Annotated in this window: 19 protein-coding genes; 14 read left to right on the top strand and 5 right to left on the bottom strand. The window is 70.9% G+C overall.

The genetic code is table 11. The features are described from left to right. Positions 1-179: 179 nt before the first annotated feature. Positions 180-1,373 carry a L,D-transpeptidase family protein gene (locus GGQ91_RS24220; protein WP_182593023.1) on the bottom strand — a complete coding sequence of 398 codons (1,194 nt, stop codon included), beginning with the start codon at positions 1,371-1,373 and terminating at the stop codon, positions 180-182. 167 nt (positions 1,374-1,540) lie between these two features. Then, positions 1,541-4,126 carry a P-loop NTPase family protein gene (locus GGQ91_RS24215; RefSeq protein ID WP_053609160.1) on the bottom strand — a complete coding sequence of 862 codons (2,586 nt, stop codon included), beginning with the start codon at positions 4,124-4,126 and terminating at the stop codon, positions 1,541-1,543. A 385-nt stretch (positions 4,127-4,511) separates the two neighbouring features. Between GGQ91_RS24215 and GGQ91_RS24210 the strand changes: the two genes are divergently transcribed. From GGQ91_RS24210 to GGQ91_RS24145, 14 genes are all read left to right on the top strand, one after another. Next, the gene (locus tag GGQ91_RS24210) at positions 4,512-5,171 is read left to right on the top strand and encodes a cytochrome c3 family protein (protein ID WP_043345872.1); all 660 of its coding nucleotides are present in this window, start codon (positions 4,512-4,514) and stop codon (positions 5,169-5,171) included. Then, on the top strand, positions 5,168-8,149 hold the full coding sequence (locus tag GGQ91_RS24205; protein WP_182593022.1) for a TAT-variant-translocated molybdopterin oxidoreductase: 2,982 nt from the start codon (positions 5,168-5,170) through the stop codon (positions 8,147-8,149). Before GGQ91_RS24210 ends, GGQ91_RS24205 begins: the two co-directional genes overlap by 4 nt. Positions 8,150-8,151: 2 nt before the next feature. Then, positions 8,152-10,176, top strand: a complete 2,025-nt coding sequence (locus GGQ91_RS24200) for a quinol:electron acceptor oxidoreductase subunit ActD (RefSeq protein WP_043383409.1) — start codon at positions 8,152-8,154, stop codon at positions 10,174-10,176. Continuing rightward, complete coding sequence (locus GGQ91_RS24195) at positions 10,173-10,718, top strand: c-type cytochrome (RefSeq protein ID WP_043354187.1); 546 nt, start codon at positions 10,173-10,175, stop codon at positions 10,716-10,718. The genes GGQ91_RS24200 and GGQ91_RS24195 overlap by 4 nt, the downstream gene beginning before the upstream one ends. Beyond that, a complete protein-coding gene (locus GGQ91_RS24190; RefSeq protein WP_043383404.1) occupies positions 10,715-11,776 on the top strand; it encodes a hypothetical protein in 1,062 nt (353 codons plus the stop codon). Before GGQ91_RS24195 ends, GGQ91_RS24190 begins: the two co-directional genes overlap by 4 nt. Beyond that, positions 11,773-12,261, top strand: a complete 489-nt coding sequence (locus GGQ91_RS24185; RefSeq protein ID WP_043354181.1) for a hypothetical protein — start codon at positions 11,773-11,775, stop codon at positions 12,259-12,261. The genes GGQ91_RS24190 and GGQ91_RS24185 overlap by 4 nt, the downstream gene beginning before the upstream one ends. Continuing rightward, complete coding sequence (coxB, locus tag GGQ91_RS24180; protein ID WP_043354179.1) at positions 12,258-13,223, top strand: cytochrome c oxidase subunit II; 966 nt, start codon at positions 12,258-12,260, stop codon at positions 13,221-13,223. The genes GGQ91_RS24185 and coxB overlap by 4 nt, the downstream gene beginning before the upstream one ends. Positions 13,224-13,617: 394 nt before the next feature. Then, complete coding sequence (locus tag GGQ91_RS24175; RefSeq protein WP_051976092.1) at positions 13,618-15,294, top strand: cytochrome c oxidase subunit I; 1,677 nt, start codon at positions 13,618-13,620, stop codon at positions 15,292-15,294. Further along, positions 15,291-15,950: a cytochrome c oxidase subunit 3 gene (locus GGQ91_RS24170; RefSeq protein WP_043383401.1), complete on the top strand. Its 660-nt coding sequence runs from the start codon at positions 15,291-15,293 to the stop codon at positions 15,948-15,950. Before GGQ91_RS24175 ends, GGQ91_RS24170 begins: the two co-directional genes overlap by 4 nt. Before the next feature lies 1 nt (position 15,951). Beyond that, a complete protein-coding gene (locus GGQ91_RS24165; RefSeq protein WP_043383398.1) occupies positions 15,952-16,263 on the top strand; it encodes a hypothetical protein in 312 nt (103 codons plus the stop codon). A 78-nt stretch (positions 16,264-16,341) separates the two neighbouring features. Next, complete coding sequence (locus GGQ91_RS24160) at positions 16,342-17,127, top strand: class II glutamine amidotransferase (protein WP_043352612.1); 786 nt, start codon at positions 16,342-16,344, stop codon at positions 17,125-17,127. 163 nt (positions 17,128-17,290) lie between these two features. Further along, positions 17,291-18,031 (top strand): NepR family anti-sigma factor, encoded by a 741-nt coding sequence (locus tag GGQ91_RS24155; RefSeq protein WP_043352613.1) that lies wholly within the window; start codon positions 17,291-17,293, stop codon positions 18,029-18,031. Between the two features lie 126 nt (positions 18,032-18,157). Continuing rightward, complete coding sequence (locus GGQ91_RS24150; protein WP_043352617.1) at positions 18,158-18,571, top strand: DUF1236 domain-containing protein; 414 nt, start codon at positions 18,158-18,160, stop codon at positions 18,569-18,571. A 133-nt stretch (positions 18,572-18,704) separates the two neighbouring features. After that, complete coding sequence (locus GGQ91_RS24145) at positions 18,705-18,980, top strand: hypothetical protein (protein WP_043352614.1); 276 nt, start codon at positions 18,705-18,707, stop codon at positions 18,978-18,980. 26 nt (positions 18,981-19,006) lie between these two features. Here the strand turns inward: GGQ91_RS24145 and mscL are convergent, their stop codons facing one another. The 3 genes from mscL to GGQ91_RS24130 all read right to left on the bottom strand — a co-directional run bounded on the left by mscL (position 19,007) and on the right by GGQ91_RS24130 (position 21,054). Further along, on the bottom strand, positions 19,007-19,426 hold the full coding sequence (gene mscL / locus GGQ91_RS24140) for a large conductance mechanosensitive channel protein MscL (RefSeq protein WP_043352622.1): 420 nt from the start codon (positions 19,424-19,426) through the stop codon (positions 19,007-19,009). A 61-nt stretch (positions 19,427-19,487) separates the two neighbouring features. Further along, positions 19,488-20,339, bottom strand: coding sequence for a CDP-alcohol phosphatidyltransferase family protein (locus GGQ91_RS24135; RefSeq protein WP_043383395.1), 852 nt, complete (start codon positions 20,337-20,339; stop codon positions 19,488-19,490). Positions 20,340-20,343: 4 nt separating this feature from the next. After that, positions 20,344-21,054, bottom strand: coding sequence for a phosphatidylserine decarboxylase (locus tag GGQ91_RS24130; RefSeq protein ID WP_012318030.1), 711 nt, complete (start codon positions 21,052-21,054; stop codon positions 20,344-20,346). Positions 21,055-21,330: the final 276 nt, after the last annotated feature.

The raw sequence follows: 21,330 nt of genomic DNA, 5'->3' as shown, positions 1-21,330 counted from the left end.
GTCCCGATCGGTTATGATCGAAACCCCGTCGCCGTTCCGGGAAGGTAGCTTTGAATAAGGCAGGCCGACGGAGCAGGTGTACCGCTCATCCCCTGCCGTATCATGAATTGGTGTGCCGCAGGCGGTCGTGATGTGCGTCCGCGCACACGCACGGGACGCTTGACCGGACCCTCGCATGCTCAGAGCGCCTCGGCCGAGGCCAGGAGACCGCCCGGCGAACCGGCCAGAATCGGGCGTCCGGAGCCCGATCCGGCGAGGCCGGCGGCCAGCCAGGACGGAAGCGCGTCGCTGTAGCGGTTCGGGAGCGGCGCGACCAGCGCCCCGAACGGATCGGGGGCGCGCTCGTAGACCGGGACGAAGCCCGCCATCTGCCGCGGCGACAGGCCCGACTCGGGCGCGGCCCAGCCGGCCCAGACCGTGTCGGGCACCGGGCGATGGGCGCGATGGCCCGGCACGACCACCACCTCCTGGCCGGCGAAGGCCAGGGCCTCCGGCCGGCTGATGTCGCCGACCGCCCCGCCCCGGGCCGTGTAGGCCGCCCAGAAGGCGTTCTGGCCGCCGTCGGAATAGGTCGTGCGCACGGCGGGCTCGCCCGCCTCGGCGAGCGCGGTCATCCGCGCCTCCTCGACCGCCCGGCGGGTGGTGACCGCCGCCTCGATGGCGGGATCCCGCGAAGGCGCGAACGCGTACCGGCCGGCGACCACCGAGACCTGCAGCTCCTCGCGGCTCGCCTCGAACCGGTCCGAGCCGGCCTTGAGTTCCCGCCAGAAGGCGATGTTGGGGTCGGTCCGGTGGCGGGCCATGTTCTCGGCGGTCATCCGGAACGGGTAGGACTGGAACTGGAAGGCCGCCTGCCCGCCGTTCAGCGCGTCCCGGGCGATGGCGTAGATCTCGCCGACCGTACCGTTGGTCATGGCGAAGCAGCCCATGGACGAGCAGATGCCGTGGACCATCACGGCGGACCCGGTTCCGCCATGGGCCCGGTCGTAGGCGTTCGGATATCCGACGTCGAAGGACAGGTAGTAGTGCGAGTTCGGGTTCATCTGGCGCCGGGGTACCGTATAGAACCCCTCCGGGGTCTGCCGGTCGCCGCTCTTGCGCTTGGGCCCGAGCTGGCCGGACCAGCGGCAAATCGGGAACGTCTTGATGAAGACGTAGCCGGCGCGACCCTTCTTCCAGACCTCGATCTCGGATTCTTTCTTGTAGGCCCGGAACAGGACCGGCGAGGCGGCCGTCACGCCCTTCTGCGCCATCAGGGCAAGGGTCGCGGCGGGGATCGGCGCCTCCGCCTTGCCGGCCTGCGCGGCGGCCGGACCGGCGAGGACCAGCACGACGAGGCCGGCAGCGAGGGGGATCGAGGTCGACAGGGGCATGAACCGTCCGCGCTGGATCGGCCGGGATGGCTGCCGGACAGGCGCGGCCTCGCGGCCTGACGGATTATTGCGGCGGCCATGAGGCTGCGCGTCCGGCCAGCCCGACCCCGCTGGATTGTCCCGCTGCGCGCGGAAGGCCGACGGCGCCGGCGGATCGTGACGTCCTGTCAGGCTGCCGGTGCGGGGTCCCGCTCGGCGGCGGCCGGGACGGGTGCGATGACCGCGCTGTTCTCCACGGCGATCACCGCGTCGAAGGGCGCGGCGTTCTCCGCAAGACTCGTCTCGGGCAGGCAGACGATCAGGCCGCGCCCGGCCCGCGCCTGCCGCAGCTGGGCGAGGCGCTCGCGTGCGCCCTCGACCTTCCGCTCGTCCATCGCGACCGCGACCACGAGGATGTCGGGATCACGGGCGAGGCAGCGGCTCAGCTCGATCGCCACGCGTTCGCGGGCATTGATCGCGCCGTCCGCCAGAGCCCCGGTGCTGGGCTGAGCCTCGACCTTACTGTCGAGGCCGAGGCCATAGACCGAGGCCTCGAGGCCCTCGTCGGCCAGAACCCGGCGCACCAGTTCGCGCACCCGCGGCTCGGCATTGGCCTCGCCGAGGCTGATCCGGCCGAACAGGAGGTTCTCCTCCAGGCTGGCGGCCGGATTGACCCGGGAGGGGTCGTGGAACTCCACCGCACCCGCGAGGTGGGGCGGCAGCATCCGTGCGAAGGACCGCCGCGCCTGGACGAGGCGCTCCTCGAACGGGCCGTCGATCAGGCCGAAGCGGTGGCGCGATTCGTTGTAGCGCAGCGCCAGGCCGATCAACCGCAAGCGGTCGCGCTGGCCCGCCGGTCCCCGGCGCAGGCTCGCCGCGTTGGGCAGGCGCACCACGAGATCCTCGAAATAGCCCCGCTCGGCCGCCTGGAACAGCGAATAGGCGTCGAACAGGGGATGGTCGTTGGGCAGGTCGGCGAAGATCTCCACCGTGCTGCGGGCCACCGACAGGCCGATCTCGGTGAGCGGGCGAACCAGCCCCTCGGCCTCCAGAACCGCCCGCAGATAGGGGTGGCGGGCGAAACGCAGGGGCGCGAAGGTGCCGCCCACCGGCTCCCCGAACAGGATGTTCTCGCCGATGCTCGCCTGGTTGTTGTAGCGGTCGGGATCGAAGGGCTCGACGAGGCGCTCGGCGCCCTTGGCGGCCAGCGCCACTCGCATGGTCCGGCGGGCGGTGACGATCGCGGCGGCGAGCCGCGGCTGGGCGGCCGGATCGAGCCGTCCGGTCAGCCCGCGGGCGTATACGAAGCCGTCGAGCCCGGTGAGCCGGCTGATGCCGATCAGCGCGATGTCGTCAGGCGCGGTCGCCGGATCGGTGCCGTAGAGCAGGTTCTGCCGGAGGGAGCCCTCCATCAGGATCGCCTCCCCCGACGTGAAGGCGATGCGCCTGGCGCGCTCCGCGGCGTCGAAGTCGCGCAGGTCCGTGCCCGCATAGGTGACGGCCCCGGCCGTCGGCTCGACCTGCCCGGCCAGCACCGCCGCCAGCGCCCGGGCGCCGCTGCCGCGGCTGCCCGTGATCGCCACGTGGCCCGGCATCGTCACGGCCACGGCGACGCCGGTCAGGCGCTCGCCCGTGGCCGGATCGAAGGCTCCGACGCCTTCCGTGGCCAGGATCCCGGACCGGGGCAGCGGCAATGCGGCCGCACCAATCCGGGCGGCCCTCGCCCGCCGCCCCTCGAGGGACGCGATGATGCGGGCGAGGTCGCGGAGGCGCGGGCGCACCGACCGGCGGACCATCCAGAACCGCGCGCAGATGGCGGCGAGCCAGCCCGCGAGGCCGAAGGCGCCGACGGCCGCCAGGAGGGCGGCCGGATCCACCGGGGCCGCGGGCGGCTGCCCTGGCGCCGAGCGCCACAGTGCCGTACCGGCGGCGATGGCCGGCAGGATCACCGCCAGCGCCAGGGCAGGCGCCCGGGCGTAGGCCAGCCGCGCCTCGGCGCGACCGACATTGGTCCGCATCGCGGCGACGCGGGCGGCGATACGCCTGCGCTCGATGGCCGCCGCTCCGTGGTTGCGCACGGCAGGAAGCCGCCGAACGAGGTCGTTCAGGTTCTCCTCCGCCCGCGCGCTGGATCGCAGGCGCAACTCCTGCCGGTCGCGCGCCCGTTCGAGCACCAAGCCGTAGGCGAGTCCGATCGCCGCCAGTCCGATCACGGCTGCCGGGATCAGCCGGGGCGCGGCCAGGGCCGCGAAGCCGAGGGCCAGCATCAGGGCCGCGAGGGTCATCGCCGGCAGGACGATGCCGGCGGCGAGCAGGCGGTCGGCTCGGGCCAGCACCTCTCCGACGATCCGGGCCAGGCTGCGCGCCTCGTCCCGGGCCCCCGCGGGGGCGTCGAGGATCGCCCGCAGAACGCCTTCGCGGACGGCGTCCCCGGCCTTGTTCTGCGCCTTGAAGCACAGGCGCGCCACGCACCAGCCGAGGCCCGCCAGGGCCAGGGCGCAGACGGCGATGCACAGGAAGGCGGTGAGCTCGAGTTCGGCGGGGCGCATCGGGATGCCGGGGGCCAGCACCAGCTCTCCGCCCGGAAGCGCGACCGCCACGCGCAGGAAGGGCAGCACCGGTGCCTCGTCGCGCGGCAGGACCGCGATCAGGTCGCGCAGGCACAGGAGCGCGAGCGCGCAGAGCGGCGCGCCGATCCCGACCGCGAGGGCCGCCGCCGCGGTGTGCTGAGGCCGCGCGGCGCGCCACGTCAGGACGAGAGGATCGGATTCCATGCGTCTCCGGACAGGATCGGGCGTCTCAACCGTCGCGCGGGCATAGGCGTTCGCGCCGGTCACGGGAAGGGTCGCGGGCGCGGGCTTCCCTTGCGCGGACCTTGCCGCCGGCGGCTGCGACATGTCGGCCGGGTTGTTTGCGGTTGTGGCTCTGGTTTGGAAGCGCTCCAGCGTTACAACCATGGGGCATGGCGCGGCCGTGGCTCGGATCTGCGAGGCGCGGGACCTCCAAGCCTGATCGCCGCGGGCGCCCGAGCCGTATCGCGCGGCCGGCCGGCGCACCGCACGATTTCGACCGGGACCAGAAGGTGGGGCGACGCTTGCGGCGAGGGGCTGAGAAGACCGAGCGCCATCTCCCGGCCTTCGCCTGTTGCGGGTCGGCCTGATGGCGCAGCTGTTCACGCCCGGGGCCGACGCGCTCTACCGCCTCGCTCTGATGACCGGCGTCGCCTGCCTGGTTGGGCTCCCGGTTCTGGCGGCCGGGATCGTGCGCTCGAACTACGTCACGGGCGTCGGGGTCGCGCCGGCCCAGCCCCTGCCGTTCAGCCACAAGCACCATTCCGGCGAACTCGGCATCCAGTGCCGCTACTGCCACACCACGGTCGACCGGGAGGCCACGGCCGGCATCCCGCCGACGCATACCTGCATGACGTGCCACTCGCAGATCTGGACCGGCTCCGAGATGCTCAAGCCGGTGCGCGACAGCTACGCGCAGGACAAGCCGCTCGAATGGAAGCGGCTGAACAAGCTGCCGCAATACGTCTACTACAATCACTCCGTCCACGTGACGAAGGGGATCGGCTGCTCGACCTGCCACGGCGACGTCACGGCGATGCAGATGACGTACCGGGCCAACGCCTTCGAGATGCAGTTCTGCCTCGATTGCCACCGGGCGCCGGAGAAGTATGTCCGCACGCCGGATCAGGTCTGGAACATGACCTGGACGCCGCCCTCCGACCAAGCGACCCTGGGCCCCAAGCTCGTGGCCCAGTACCATATCCGCGGCGGGGAGCGGCTGACCGAATGCGGGATCTGCCACCGATGACCGGCGCCCCCGACATCGCGGCCCTGCGCGCGAAACTCGCCGGCGGCGATGGTCCGCGCTTCTGGCGCAGCCTCGACGCCGTGGCCGACAGCCCCGAGTTCCGCGCCTATCTGGCGGCCGAGTTCCCATCGGCGTCCCGGCTCGCCGCGGCCCCGGAGCGGCGCGGCTTCCTGAAGCTGATGGCCGCCTCCTTCGCGCTGGGCGGCCTCACCGCCTGCGGCGGGGGCGGCGGCCGCGACTACGAGGTGCCGTACGTCAATCAGCCCGAGCGGATCGTGCCCGGCACGGACCTGTCCTACGCCTCCTCGGCGGTGTTCGACGGCTTCGGCAACGGCATCCTGGTCACCACGCGCAACGGCCGGCCCCTGAAGATCGAGGGCAACCCCGAGCATCCCTGGAGCCGCGGCGGCACCGACGTGCTGGCCCAGGCTTCGGTGCTCGGGCTCTACGACCCGTTCCGCTCCCAGGCGGTGCAGCATCTCGGCCGGCCGAGTTCCTGGGCGGCGTTCCGGGCAGACCTGCAGGGTCGGATGCCGGGCTGGCGCGAGAGCCGGGGTGAGGGTCTCGCCCTGCTCACCGGCCCCGTGACCTCGCCCGGCGTGGCGGCCCAGCTCGCGCGGCTGCGGGCCGCCTACCCGGCGCTCCGCTGGTATGTCGGCGCCGGGGCGGGGCGCGACGGGATCTACGAGGGCGCTCGCCAGGCCTATGGACGGCCCTTGGAGACCCGCCCCGATTTCGGTCGCGCCCGGACCATCGTGGCGCTGGACGGCGACTTTCTGGATCTCGGACCCGGTCAGGTCGGCCTGTCGCGGCGCTGGAGCGAGGCACGGCGGGCGGCCTACGCGGAGGGCCGCCTCCTCACCCTCCACGCGGCGGCGCCGACACCGACCTTGACCAGCGCTAAGGCGGATCGGGGGCTCGTGGTCCCGGCCGGCCGGCTGGAGGCCCTGGCCCGGGACCTGCTCAATCTGGCCGCGGGCGGCGCGGCCCCCGGGGGCGACGATCCCGTCGCGCGCTGGACGCGGAGCGCCGGGACGGCCCTCGCCGAGGCCCGGGGAAGCGGCATCGTCACCGCCGGCCTGACCGCCAGCCCGGACCTGCACGCGCTGGTTCACCGCCTCAACGGCGCCCTCGGCAACACCGGCACGACCCTGGTCCACACGGCGCCCGTGGCGGAGACGGGCGCCGGGACCCTCGCGGATCTCGCGGAGGCCATGGATCGGGGTGCCGTCAAGGTGCTCGTCGTCCTCGGCGCCAACCCGGTCTACGAGGCGCCGGGCGCCCTCGATTTCGCCGCCCGGATGGCGCGCGTGCCCCTCAAGATCCATGCGGGGCTCTACTACGACGAGACCGGTGCGCATGCCGACTGGCATCTGCCGGCCGCCCACCCGCTGGAATCCTGGGGCGACATCCGGTCCCTCGACGGGACGGTGGGTCTGATCCAGCCCACGGTCGCCCCCCTGTACAACGGCCGGACGCTCGCGGAGATGCTGGCCTTCCTGGCAAGCGGCGAGGGTGGGGAGGGCGGTCAGGACGCCCTCGGGCTCCTCAAGGCGCAGGGACGGAACCCGGGCGAGGACGAGGCGGCCTTCGAGGCCCGCTTCTCCGAGGCCCTGCGCCTGGGCTTCTGGGCGGACAGCGCGCGTCCGGCCGAGACGGTGGCGCTGACGCAGGCGGCGGCAGCCGCCCCCGCAGCGGCTTCATCGCCCGCGCCGGCCGCCGACGGGGTCGAGGTGCTGTTCCGACCCGATCCGACGATCTGGGACGGCACGCATGCCGATCTCGCCTGGCTGCAGGAGCTCCCGAAGCCCCTGACCAAGGTGGTCTGGGAGAACGTGATCGCGCTCAGCCCGCGCCTCGCCGAGCGCGAGGGGATCGCCACGGGCGACATCCTGCGGGTCGAGGCCGGCGGCCGCGCGATCGAGGGTCCGGCCTGGATCCTGCCGGGGCAGGCCGACACCACCGTGACCCTCACGCTGGGCTACGGCCGCGACGTCCCGGACCACCTCGCCCGCGGCCTCGGCTACGACGCCGCGCCCCTGCGGCCACCGGGTTCTCCCTGGGGGCTCGCCGGCGCCCGGCTGACGAAGACCGGACAGCAGCGCAGGCCGGTCACCACCCAGCATCTCGGCACGATGGAGGGGCAGGATCTCGTGCGCGTGCAGGCTCTGGGCGCCGCACCCGTGGGCGATCCGAAGGGCGCGCCGACGCCCGCCTCGTTCTATCCGCCCCCCGAGAGCCAGGACCGCTGGGTCGCCGCGCAATGGGGCATGGCCATCGATCTCGATGCCTGCACCGGCTGCAACGCCTGCGTCACCGCCTGTCAGGCGGAGAACAACATCCCCGTGGTCGGGCGCGAGGAGGTCGAACTCGGCCGCTGGATGGGCTGGCTGCGGATCGACCGCTACTACGCGGGCGACCTCGACGCGCCGACGACGCATTTCCAGCCGGTGCCCTGCATGCATTGCGAGCAGGCGCCCTGCGAACTCGGCTGCCCCGTGGAGGCGACGCTCCACGACAGCGAGGGCCTGAACCTGCAGGTCTACAACCGCTGCGTCGGCACGCGCACCTGCCAGAGCTACTGCCCCTACAAGGTCCGCCGCTTCAACTACCTCGATTACACCGGCGGCATGACCCCGGTGGAGCAGCAGCAGCGCAATCCCGAGGTCACGGTCCGGTCCCGGGGCGTGATGGAGAAGTGCACCTACTGCATCCAGCGGATCACGGCGGCGCGGATCACATCGGCCAAGGACGCCCACGCGCCGATCCCCGACGGGGCCGTGGAGACCGCCTGCCAGGGCGCCTGCCCGACCCGGGCGATCACCTTCGGCAACGTCGCCGATCCGGGAAGCCGGGTCTCGGCCGCCCGGCGGGACACGCGGGAATACGCGCTCCTCGGCCACCTGAACACGCGGCCGCGCACCACCTATCTCGCCGGGCTCGCGCCCGCCGCGGATCCGAACGGACGGGAGGGCTGAGCATGGCCGGCCCCCTCTCCGGCGGTCCGCAGCCCGGCCCCCTGATCCGGCCCGACGAGACCCTTCAGGGGATCGGCGGCGCGGTCACGGCGATCCCGCTGACGCATCCGGGGAACCGGCGCTGGTGGATCGCCTTCGCGGCGGCGGCCTCGCTCCTCGGCCTGTTCGTGCTCACCCTCGGCTATCTGCTCTATGCCGGTCCCGGCATCTGGGCGAACAACAACGCCGTCGTCTGGGCCCTCGACATCGCGAGCTACGATTGGTGGATCGGCGTCGCGTCCGGCAGCCTGCTGGTCTCGGCAATCCTGCTCCTGCTCGGGGCGGAGTGGCGCGGGGCGGTGAACCGCGTGGCCGAGACCCTGGCACTGCTGGCCACCGCGGCCGCCGGGCTCTACCCGATCATCCATCTCGGACGGCCGTGGTTCTTCTTCTGGAACCTGCCCTACCCCAACACCTACGATCTCTGGCCGCAGTTCCGCTCGCCACTCCTCTGGGACGCGATCGACATCGTGTCCTTCCTGGTGATCTGCGTGAGCCTCTGGTTCATCGGCCTGCTGCCGGACCTCGCCACGTTGCGCGACCGTGCCCACGCGGAGGCGATGCGCCAGCGGGAGACGAAGGCAGCGACCCGGAAGCGCGCGCTGCTGCGCGCGCAGGTCTACGGCATCCTCGCCTCGGGCTGGCGCGGCTCGGCGGCCCATTGGCAGATCTGGGTTCAGGCCTACCGGACGGTGGCGCTGCTCGGCGTGCTGCTGGTGGTCTCGGTCCAGACCGGGGCCTCGGTGATGCTGGCGGGCTCGCTGATGCCGGGCTGGCACAGCACGCTGCTGCCGGTGAGCTTCCTGGTGAATGCGGTCTATTCCGGCGTCGGCGTCACGGCGGTGATCGTGATGCTGATCCGCCTCGTGTACGGCCTCGGCGCTTTGGTGACGGACCGCCATCTCGACGTGCTCGGGCGGCTGTTGCTCTGTCTCGGCTGCGCCAGCGCCTATTGCTACGCGGCCGAGTATTTCGACACGTTCCTCAATGGCGACGCCGCGGGGCGCGGCGTCCTGGTCCGGCGCATGACCGGCGACCACGCCCTCGTGTCCTGGACGGCGATCCTGTGCCTCGTCCTGCCCGCACAGATCCTGTGGTCGGCGCGGGCCCGGACGGCGCCGGTCGCCATCGCGGTGGTGGGCCTTCTCGTGGCGATCGGCGCCTATGCCGACCACGTCATGGTCCTGGTCGTCACCCTGACGCAGGATTTCCTGCCGTCCTCGCGGCTGCCCTACACGACGGATGTCTGGGGTATCGCCACCTTCGCGGGCTCGGTGGGCCTGTTCCTGACCCTGCTCCTCCTGTTCCTGCGCTACCTGCCGGCCGTGTCGATCGTCGAGAGCCGCCGCCTCGCCCTGATGGTGTCGCCGGCCGCGCAGGAGGCGGCCCGTGCGGCCGCATCCCGGGCCACCGGTCGCCCGGAGGACGACCCGGTCACCGCGCCCCTGTGGGGCGTGTCCGCGACCTTCGCGAGTCAGGGCGATCTCGCCGCCGCTCTCCAGGCGGTCTCCGGGATCAGTCCGGATCACGTCCATCTCGACGGGCACGGGCCGGTGCCGATGCCCCGCACCCTGCGGGCTCTGGGCTTGGAGGGACGCTCGATCCTGCCCTATGCCCTGGCCGGGGCCCTGCTCGGCGGTGTCGGCTTCTTCGCCCTGTGCCTCTACGCCACGGCCTACGATTACGTCTTCCTGATCGGCGGGCGCCCGCGCCTGTCCTGGCCCTCGTTCGTGGTGCCGAGCGTCTCCGTCGCGATGATGGCGGGCTGCGTGGCGATCCACTTCGCGCTCCTCGTGCTCAACCGCCTGCCCCGGCTGAATCACCCGGCCTTCAACATCCCGGGCTTCCTGCGGGCTTCCGAGGACCGGTTCTTCCTCTCCGCGGAGGCGCGGGGTGACCGGTTCGACGCAGGCCGGATCGAGCGGCGGCTCGCGGCCCTGCCGGCCGAGGCCGGGCGTCCCCTCGAGCTCCGGCGGATCCCGCGATGAGGCGCGCCGCCCTCCGCACCGTGCCGCTCGCCCTCCTCGCCCTCGCGCCGCTGGCGGCCTGCGGCGAGGCCGACATGGCCGATCAGGCCCGGGCCAAGACCTGGGACAAGAACCCGTTCTTTCCCCGGGAGATCACCATGCGCCAGCCGGTGGCGGGCACCGTGCCGCGGATCGATCCGGCCCGGACGGCGCCGCAGCCGCAGACGATCAGCCGGGCGCTGCTCGACCAGGGCCGGGAACGCTATGGAGTCTTCTGCACCCCCTGCCATGGGCAGGACGGGCGCGGCGCCGGCATGATCGTGGCCCGGGGATTTCCCTCCGCCGGCAATCTCACGGCGGAGCCCGTGCGCATGGCCTCAGCGGCCGAGCTCTACGACGCCATCTCGAACGGCCGGAAGTCCATGTTCGGCATGGCCCAGATGATCCCCTCGGCCGACCGCTGGGCGATCATCGCCTATCTCCGCGCCCTCCAGCTCAGCCAGGATACCCCGGTGGCGAGCCTGCCCCCGGAGGATCGCACTCGCCTGGAGGCGACGCCGTGAGGCGCCCCGCCCTGCTCGGCCTCGCCGGCCTCGTCCTCCTGGCCGTCTGCCTGCTCGCGGGCGGCTGGCGCGGTGCCGCGGCCTCGTATCTCGCGGCGTGGCTCGTCCTTCTCGCCCTGCCGGTCGGCGCCCTGCCGGTGGTCATCGTCGCCGAGCGTTTCGGCAAGCGGGTCCGCGAGCGCGGCGGCATCGAGATGCTGGCGGGTCTGCGCCGGCTGATGGCGCTGATGCCGGTCGCGGCCGTGCTGTCGCTGCCGCTTCTGGCCGCCACGCCCCTGCTCTATCCCTGGGTGAGCGCTCCGGCGCGCACGCCGCTGGCCGCCCTGTGGTTCACGGTGCCGTTCTTCGCGATCCGGGCGATCGTCTATCTCGCAGCCTGGACCTGGCTGGCGCTGAGGTTCGCCAGGCCGTTCGACGCCCCCGGCGAGGGGCGGACCGTGCCGGCTGTAGGGCTGCACGCGATCGTCGGCACGCTGTTCGTCACCGACGTCGTCGCCTCCCTGGATCCGCGGCTCGATTCCACCCTTCTGGGCCTCCTGGTGATGACGGCCTGGAGCGGCCTCGCCTTCGCGGCGGCGATCCTCCTCGCCTGGGAAGAGCCGGAGCCCGTCGGCCGCGGCCGTACCGCGCCCGGACGGGGCCGGCTGGTGCCCCTCGTGGTGCTTCTGGGCCTCTGGGCCTATCTGCACTTCGTCCAGTTCCTGATTGTCTGGTCGGCGAATCTGCCGCCCGAGGTGACGTGGTACTTCGCCCGCGGCGGCTGGGTCGGGCGGGCGCTGGCGGTCGTGGCCGGCGCCGTCGTCGTGCTGGCCGGGCTCGCGACCCTCCGGCCGGGACGCCCGACCACCCGGATCCTGGCCGGCGCGGCGGTGGCCGTCCACGCCCTGGAGATGTTCTGGCTGATCACCCCGGCGGTGCGCGACCGCTTCGTCCTCCGGCCGAGCGACGTGCTCGCCGCCGCTGCCGTGGCCTGCCTCGCGGCCGCGCTCCGGCCGGTGCTGCGGCCGCGGGCGGACCGCGTGGCCTCCGACGCCCGGCGCGCCGGGAGGCCGGCATGAGCGCCGACGGCCCCTCCGGGCTGATCCCGGCGATCCTTGCCGGGCTGACCCTGCGCGGCAGCGGGCTCCTGAACGGGCGGCCGCCCCGTCCGGCTGCCAACACCCAGCGCGATCCGAATGAGCCCGGGCACGAGACCCGGGACGTCAATGTCCGCAACACCGTGATGGTGATGGCGGGCCTCGCGCTCACGGTCCTGGCGGTCGTTGGGACGATGATCTGGCTGATGGACACCTTCGCGGCGCGTCAGCGCCGGGCCCTGCCGGCCCTGACGCCGCAGCAGACCACGCAGTTGGCGCCGCCGCCTCCGAACCTTCAGGCCGACCCGTACGCCGATATCGACCGTGCGCGGGCGGCGGCCGAGGCGTCTCTCGCCGGCTACGGCTACCGGGACGAAGCCCGGACCCGCGCCCGAATCCCGATCGGGCGCGCCATGGACCTGATCGTCGGCCGCTCCCTCGAACCGGCGGAGCCCGCTGCGCGATGACGCCGAGCCACGATTCCCTCCAGCTCTGGCCGGCGGCGGTCTCCGCCACCGCGAGCGAGACCGACCTGCTCATCCTGGCCTTCACGGTCCTGACGCTGCTCCTGACCGTCCCGGTCTTCGTGGCGATCACCTACTTCGCCCTGCGCTACCGCGAGGGGTCCGAGGCGGACCGGAGCCCCTCGGGCATCCGCTCGAACCTGATCGAGATCAGCTGGATGCTGATCCCGTTCCTGCTGACGCTGATCTTCTTCGTCTGGGGCGCGAAGCTGTTCATCCAGTCGAAGAACCCGCCCCCCGACGCCATGGTGGTCGAGGCGATCGGCCGGCAATGGATGTGGAAGTTCCAGCACCCGACGGGCCAGTCCGAGATCAACAACCTGCACCTGCCGATCGGCCAGCCGATCCGCCTGCACATCATCAGCCAGGACGTGATCCACGCCCTCTACCTGCCGGCCGTGCGGATGCAGGTCGCCGCCCTGCCCGACCGCTACACCGACCTGTGGTTCAAGGCCGACAAGACCGGCACCTACCATCTCTACTGCTCGGAATATTGCGGCACCGACCACTCCGTGATGGGCGGCGAGGTCACCTTCATGAACCCTGGCGACTACCAGGACTGGCTGACCCATGCCGGCGCGCAGCAGGGCAAGATCGCGGCGGGCCGGGCCCTCTACGAGGCCTATGGCTGCGCCGGCTGCCACGAGCCCGGCACATCCGTGAAGGCGCCGAGCCTCGCGGGCCTGTTCGGGTCGCAGGTGAGGCTCGCCGACGGCCGCACCGTCACCGCCGACGCGGCGTGGCTGCGCGAGAAAATCCTGAATCCGAACGGCGACCGGCTCGCCGGCGGGGGCAAGCAGGTGATGCCGAGCTTCGCCGGCCGGATCCCGGCGGACGAACTCGGGACGCTGATCGACTTTCTGAAAGCCTATCCGACCTCGAAAGCCGCGGACGCGACACGATGATGAGCTGCGTCAACCTGAAAATTCAGTCGTCGGATCGCAAGCTGCACCGGACCAGCTCTTCGCCCTGCTCGCGGTTTCACACCTCCGATCTGGCCTTGCGTTTTCAGGATCGAGCGCGGGTCCCCTCTCCCGAGCGGGAGAGGGACAGGGTGAGGGATGAGAACGCTCCAGACGAGGCGCGACCTGTCGATGCTTCAAGGGTGTGCTCGATCCTGAGCCTTCTCGTCCCTCACCCCAACCCTCTCCCGCCCGGGAGAGGGGGCCCGTCGCGCTCTGTCGCCAGCGGCGATGTCCGCCTCAGACCTGTGAACATCGCGGCCCGCGGATCGGGGTCGGACGAGCGCGCGAACGTCCTGACCTCCGGCTTCCGACGCTACCTATCGAGGGCGACACGATGAGCGCATCGGGCAGCATCGGCGGCACCGCCCACCGGGAACCCCACACCCCGGAATCCACGATCGGGCGCAAATCCGACTACCTGCACGCGGAATCGACCCTGCGCTCGTGGTTCCTCACCACCGACCACAAGCGCATCGCGATCCTCTACCTCGCCTCGATCACCGGCTTCTTCGTGATCGGCGCCCTGGCGGCGGGCGTGGTCCGCCTTGCTCTGGTTGTGCCGAACGGCGCGATCATGACCAACGACACCTACAACAAGGCCTTCACCATCCACGGCGTGGTGATGGTCTGGTTCTTCCTGATCCCGTCGATCCCCGCGACCTTCGGCAATTTCCTGATCCCGCTGATGATCGGGGCCAAGGACCTCGCTTTCCCCAAGCTCAACCTGACGAGCTGGTACGTGTTCATGACCGGGGCCCTGTTCACCCTGGTCTCTGTGGTGCTGGGCGGGGTCGATACCGGCTGGACCTTCTACGCCCCGCTCTCGACGGCCTTCTCCAACACCTGGGTGCTGCCGGCGCTGATCGGCGTCACCATCGTGGGCTTCTCGTCGATCCTGACGGGGCTCAACTTCGTGGTCACGATCCACACCATGCGGGCGCCCGGCATGACGTGGTTCAAGCTGCCGATCTTCGTCTGGGCGCACTACGCCACGAGCCTGATCTTCCTGCTCGCGACGCCGGTCATCACCACGGCGCTGATCCTGCTGATCGCGGAACGCGCCTTCCATATCGGCGTGTTCGACCCGGCCTATGGCGGCGACCCGGTGCTGTTCCAGCACCTGTTCTGGTTCTACTCCCACCCGGCCGTGTACATCATGGTCCTGCCCGGCATGGGGGTGATCTCCGAGATCGTCCCGGCCTTCGCGCAGAAGAAGCTGTTCGGCTACCGCTTCGTCGCCTACGCGTCGATCGGACTGGCCTCCGTGACCTTCTTCGTCTGGGGTCACCACATGTTCGTCAACGGCCAGAGCGATTTGGCCTCGCTGGTGTTCTCGGGCCTGTCCTTCGCGGTGGCGGTGCCCTCGGCGGTGAAGGTCTACAACTGGACCGCCACGATCCATAAGGGCTCGCTCCGGCTCGATACCCCGATGCTCTACGCGATGGGCTATATCGGCCTGTTCGTGCTCGGAGGCCTCACCGGCCTCTATCTCGCGACGCTCTCGATCAACCAGCACATCCACGCGACCTACTTCGTGGTCGCGCATTTCCACTACATCATGGTCGGCGGCACGGTGCTGGCGTTCCTCGGCGGCCTGCACTTCTGGTGGCCGAAATTCACCGGCCGGATGTACAGCGAGCCCTGGGGCCGGGTCTCGGCGCTGCTGATCTTCCTCGGCTTCAACGTGACCTTCTTCCCGCAATTCATCCTGGGTTACCTCGGGATGCCGCGGCGCTACGCGACCTACCCGGCGGAGTTCCAGCTGCTCAACGTGCTGTCCTCGGCGGGCGCCACGATCCTGGCGGCGGGCTACATCTTCCCGATGCTCTACCTCGTCTATTCCCTCTGGTTCGGCCGGAAGGCGCCCGCCAATCCGTGGAACGCCAAGGGGCTCGAATGGGAGACGGCCTCCCCGCCCCCGACGCACAATTTCCTGTCCCCGCCCGAGGTGCCGCGCATCCCCTACGACTACCCGATCCAGGCCCAGGAATCCCGGGACCAGCACGGATGAGCAAAGGTCTGGCCGACGGCGTCGGGGTCGCGCGCGCGGAGCATTTCGAGAGCGTGGCCCAGCAGCGCGAGGCGGCGACGCTCGGCATCTGGGCTTGGCTGATCACCGAGTTGCTGCTGTTCTCGGCGCTGTTCCTGGTGGCGCTGATCACCCGGATCCAGCACCCCGAGGCGACGATCGCGGCGGCCAAGCACCTCAAGTTCTGGATCGGCGCCACCAACACCGTGGTGCTGATCTGCTCATCGCTCACGATGTCGATGGCGATCGAATTCTCCCGGATGGGCTGGCAGCGCGCCATGGTGCGGGCGATGCTGGCGACCGCGGCGCTCGGGGGCCTGTTCCTCGTCCTCAAGGGCTACGAGTACTACGCCGACTGGGCCGAGCACATGATGCCGTTCCTCAGCGATCGGCCCTTCGCGCTGGCCGAGACGCCGGCGGCGCGGCTGTTCGTGAACCTCTACTACGTCGCAACCCTGCTCCACGCGCTGCATCTGTTCACCGGCATCGCGCTCCTGCTCGGCATGACCTGGATGGCCGCCAAGGCCGGGTTCCTCGCCCGGCACCAGAACTGGATCGAGGTCTACGGCCTGTACTGGCACTTCATCGACCTCGTCTGGATCCTGGCCTTCCCGATCCTCTACGTGGTGAACCGGTAGGATGCGGAACCCCCTCGCGACCCTGAGCGCCGACGACCGCGCCCTGCTCCGGCGGCGCCTCCGCACGCCGGTGCTCACCTTCCTGGCGCTGCTGGCGCTTCTGGCCGTCAACGTCACCCTCGGCGCCACCCTCCCCTTCGCGCAGGTCTGGATCGTCGAACTCGCCGTGGTCGCCGTGATGGTGGCGCTGATCCTCCTCGTCTCCATGGAGGTGATCCACGAGCCGCCGCTGATCCGGCTGTTCTCGGGGCTCGGCTTCTTCTGGGTCGCCATCCTGGTCGGCATGACGCTGACCGACTATCTGGCGCGCTGAGCGACGCGAAATCCGTTGTCCGGGCGGCCGAACACTCCTAAACGTCGCCGCTCCCCCGCATAGCCCGGCTGACAGACGATGTGCGAACTGCTCGGCATGAGCGCCAACGTGCCGACCGACATCCGCTTCTCCTTCGCGGGCCTCGCCCGGCGCGGCGGTGAGACCGGGCCGCATGCGGACGGCTGGGGGATCAGCTTCTACGACGGGCGCACCTGCCGCAGCTTCCACGAGCCGGAGCCGAGCGCCCGCTCGCAGCTCGCCCGGCTGCTGCGCGACATGCCGATCAAGAGCCGCATCGTCGTCGCCCATGTCCGCAAGGCCAACCGCGGCCGGGTCAGCCTGGAGAACACCCACCCGTTCTCGCGGGAATTGTGGGGCCGCCGCTGGACCTTCGCGCATAACGGACAGCTCAAGGGCGTGAAGCGGCTGCCGCTGGGCGGCTTCATGCCGATCGGCTCGACGGACAGCGAGCACGCCTTCTGCTGGATGCTCGGCCGGCTCCAAGCCCGGTTCCGCGCCCTCCCCCGGCCCGAGACCCTCGACCGGGCCGTGGCCGACCTCGCGGGCGAACTCCACGCCCTCGGCGTGTTCAACATGCTGCTCACCGACAGCCGCACCCTCTACGCCCATTGCGGCAAGCGCCTCTGCTACCTCACCCGGCGGGCCCCCTTCGGCAAGGCCACCCTGATCGACGAGGACTGGCAGGTGGATTTCGCCGAGGAGACCACCGAGCACGACGTGGTGACGGTGATCGCCACCCAGGCGCTGACCCGGGACGAGTGCTGGACCGATCTCGCCCGCGGCGACGTCCTGACCCTGCGCGACGGAGCGATCCGGCTGTTGAGACCGGCCAACTTAGCTTAAGTGTGTTTTGCCTGAGGGTGCATGCCCGCGCCCGATGCGCTAGAACTCCGGTAACAGGAGCGCATCGGCCGGGCTTTCCAACCGGTTCGGGCCGACAAGCGCTCCGCCTCGACCCGCCGGGGACCACAGGTCGAGCCACGACGAGTTGACGAGCGCGATACACATGACCCGCGACGACACCGACACCGTCCTGTCCCAGGAGGACGGGACTCGGGATGGCCGCCCGAACCTGGCTCCCGGGATCCGCACGCATCTCGGGGAGCATCTGCGCACCGTCTACGAGCGGATCGGCGAGGAGACGCTGCCGTCCCGCTTCGCCGAGCTGATCGAGAAGCTCGAGGCGGCTTTGCGCGCCCGCGGCGAGGCGATCGAGCCGGAATTCCGCAACGGTCTGCTCGCGGCCGTCCCGTCCCTGCGCGCCTTCGCGCTGTCGCTGACGTCGAACCCCGCCCGTTCGGACGATCTCGTGCAGGACACCCTGCTCAAGGGCTGGCAGCACCGCGCCCGGTTCCAGCCGGGGACGAACCTCAACGCGTGGCTGTTCACGATCCTGCGCAACATCTTCTACTCGGATCACCGCAAGCGGGTGCGCGAGGTCGAGGATCAGGACGGGTCCTACGCGGCCCGGCTCGCCACCGCCCCGCACCAGGGTGACCGGCTCGACGTCGAGGATCTGCAATCGGCGCTGGCCAAGCTGCCGCCGGATCAGCGCGAGGCCCTGGTCCTGGTCGGCGCTGAGGGCGTCTCCTACGAGGAGGCCGCCGCCATCATGGGCTGCAAGGTCGGCACGGTGAAGAGCCGCGTCAGCCGCGCCCGTGGCAGGCTCGCGGAGCTGCTGGGCTACGACGAGGAGGATCTCGGCTCCGACCGCTTCATCCAGTCGGCGATGCCCAAGGACGCGTGAGGGCTCAGCCGGCTGCATCCCGGCGTCCCACAAAAAAAGATGCATCCGATTCCGGGGGTCGGGCGTTACCGGCCCGAGCTTCGCTGCGCCTGCGCGGCGAAACACCACGGAACGGAGATGTCCCGCATGACCTTCAAGACCCTTATCGCCGCCTCGGCCCTCGTCCTGTCGCTTCCGCTGGCCGCCCAGGCCCAGGGCACGATCCCCGGCGCCGAGCGCGGCGCGGCGGCGGGTGCCGATGCGGCCGGCCCGATCGGCGGCATCGTCGGCGGCGCGGTGGGTGCGGCCACCGGCACGGTGGGCGGCATCCTCGGCGTCGACATGGCCCCGCGCTTCCGCAGCTATGTCCGCGAGCGCAATGTCCGCTCCTACGACTACGACGGCCGCGTCGCCGTCGGCACCACCCTGCCGGCTTCGGGCGTGACCTATTACGACGTGCCCAACGAGTACCGCGTGCAGCCGGGCTACCGCTACACCGTGGTGAACGATCGTCCGGTGCTGGTCGATCGCGGCCACCGCATCGTCGAGGTCATCGACTAAGACCCCGGGCCGGTCTTGCGCTGGCCCAAGCGCCCCCGGAGCCCGGCTCCGGGGGCATCTTCATAGCCGCGGCCGTCGGCGCAACGCTTCATCCGTTCGGCCGTTGAGAGATGGCCCGAGCCGTGAGGCGATCATGAGCGACGCACCCACCGATCCGAAAACCACTCTGCCGGAGCCCGTGCGCGACCACCTCGGGCAGCAGCTGCGCGGCGTCCTGCCGGTGGGGTCGGACAAGCCCCGCTTCCTCGGCGACGATCCCGTGCCGGATGCCTTCGAGCCACAGATCCGCCGGCTCGAGACCCGGCTGAAGACCCACGAGGAGGGGACCGAAGCCGTCGGTCATGCCCTCGACCAGATCCTCGATGCCCTCGGCGTCAAGCCGGACGAGACCGACAAGCCCAAGGGCTGAGTCGGCACCGCGCGCCCGCACAGGCGTCAGACGCGCGGCTTCTCGGCCAGCAGGTCGCGGATCTCGGAAAGAAGCTTCACGTCGGCCGGCATCGCGTCGGGCTTCTTGGCCTCGGCGGTCTGCAGGCGGTTCATCGCCCGGATCACCAGGAACAGCACGAAGGCGACGATCAGGAAGTTCAGGGTCAGGGTCAGGAACTGGCCGTAACCGATGACCGCGCCCTGCTTCTTGGCATCCGCATAGGGCAGGCCTGCCTGCACCTTCGACGAGAGCGGGATGTAGTAGTTCGAGAAGTCGAGCCCGCCGGTGATCGCGCCGATCACCGGCATGAAGATGTCCTGGACCGCCGACGTCACGATGGCCCCGAAGGCCGCGCCGATGATCACGCCGACCGCGAGATCGACCACGTTCCCGCGCAGCGCGAACGTCTTGAAATCCCCGAGCATCCGCCAGCCCCCGCCCGCTTGATACCGCCAAGATAGAGGACGGCTCCGCGAAGGCCAGCGCCTATTCCGATGCCGGTCGGCCGGCCGTGGCCAGGGCCGGCCGGTCCTCGCCCAGGGCGGCGAGTTCCGCCTTGACCCGGCGGCGATACTGGGCGGCCACCACCGGGATGGTCAGCAGATAGCCCCCGCTCACCGCGACGAGCGCCTCGAACGGGTAGCTGATCAGGAGGCCGAAGGCCGCGACCCCGAACAGGAAGATCGGCAGGACGAGGCTGCGCGGCACCCGCTTGCCCATGGTCTTGCCCGAATAGGTCGGGACCGTTGAGACGACCAGCAGCGCGATGCACAGCACGTAGATCAGGACCGCGGGCGCCGCCCAGGTCTCGATGCCGAAGCCCAGGAAGTGGAGGTAGAGCGGCAGCATCGCGGTGAGCGCCCCCGCGGGCGCCGGCATGCCGACGAAGAAGTCCTTCTTCCATTCCGGCCGGTTCGGATCGTCGAGCATCGCGTTGAAGCGGGCGAGCCGCAGCGCCATGGCGATGGCGAAGATCAGCGCGACGATCCAGCCCATCGATTTCAGGTGGAACAGCACGAAGCCGTAGAGGATGAGCGCCGGGGCGCATCCGAAATTCACGAAGTCGGCGAGGGAATCGAGCTCCGCGCCGAAGCGCGACGTGCCCTTGAGCAGCCGCGCCACCCGCCCGTCGATGCCGTCGAGCACGCCCGCCACCACCACGGCGATGACGGCGGGCTCGAACTTGCCCTCGAAGGCGAGCCGGATCGCCGTGAGCCCGAGGCAGAGCGCCATCAGGGTGATCATGTTGGGCGCGATCATCCGGAACGGCACCGGCTTGAACCGGCGCGGCCGCGGCTCGTTCGGATCGGGCGCGAAGGGCGGGAAGAGATCGTCCATGGCCTCAGATCCGCTTGAACAGGCGCTCCGGCCCCCCGCCGAGATCGGCCAGCACCGTCTCGCCGGCCACCGCCTTCTGGCCGAGCCCGACCAGCACGGTCGACCCGGCCGGCAGGTAGACGTCCACCCGCGATCCGAAGCGGATCAGGCCGAAGCGCTCGCCGACGCCGAGCACGTCGCCCGCCGAGACGAACCCGACGATGCGCCGGGCCACGAGGCCGGCGATCTGCACCACGCCGACGCGCTTCGGCTGGCCGGCATGGGTCGTCTCGATGACCATGCCGTTGCGCTCGTTGTCGTCGCTGGCCTTGTCGAGCTCGGCGTTGAGGAACAGGCCCGGCGTGTAGTGGATCTGGCCGATCCGGCCGGCCACCGGCACCCGGTTCACGTGGCAGTCGAACACGTTCATGAACACCGAGACCCGTAGCGTGGGCACCTGCGGCAGGTCGAGCTCGGGCGGCGGCAGCACGGTGGCGATGAGGTTCACGCGCCCGTCGGCGGGCGAGATCACGAGCCCGTCCGCCACCGGGGTGACCCGCTCGGGATCGCGGAAGAAGTAGCAGACCCAGAGGGTGAGGATCAGGAAGATCCAGCCGAAGAACTGGGAGAAATAGCCCGCCAGAACCGTCAGCACGATGCCGATCAGGATGAAGGGATAGCCCTCCTTGTGGATCGGCACGAGCGTCCGGCGGATCGTCTCGATCAGGTCGGTCATGGGTTCTTCGGACTCGAGGGAACCGCCGGCAGGCGGACGTGTCGGACGGGCGGATGGCAGCCCGCCGGGCCGCCGTCAACTTTCCAGGGGTCGCGGATCGCCGCGGGACGTCGCGCCCGCCCCTGCCGGGTTCCGCTTCGTCGGGCATCGATTCGGGCGCGCGGCCCTCCCGTCACGCGTCATCGTCCCCGCGCGCCGGTGGCGCCGGGGGCATGGCCCGGGAGCGAACACGAGGGACGCGGGACGCCGCGGGAACCCAGGTGTCGGCCAAAGTCG

The organism is Methylobacterium fujisawaense (genome assembly GCF_014138435.1).
Classification (GTDB): Bacteria; Pseudomonadota; Alphaproteobacteria; order Rhizobiales; family Beijerinckiaceae; genus Methylobacterium; species Methylobacterium fujisawaense.
The sequence above is the reverse complement of the archived record's forward strand: the minus strand, read 5'-3'. Positions and strand labels throughout refer to the sequence as shown.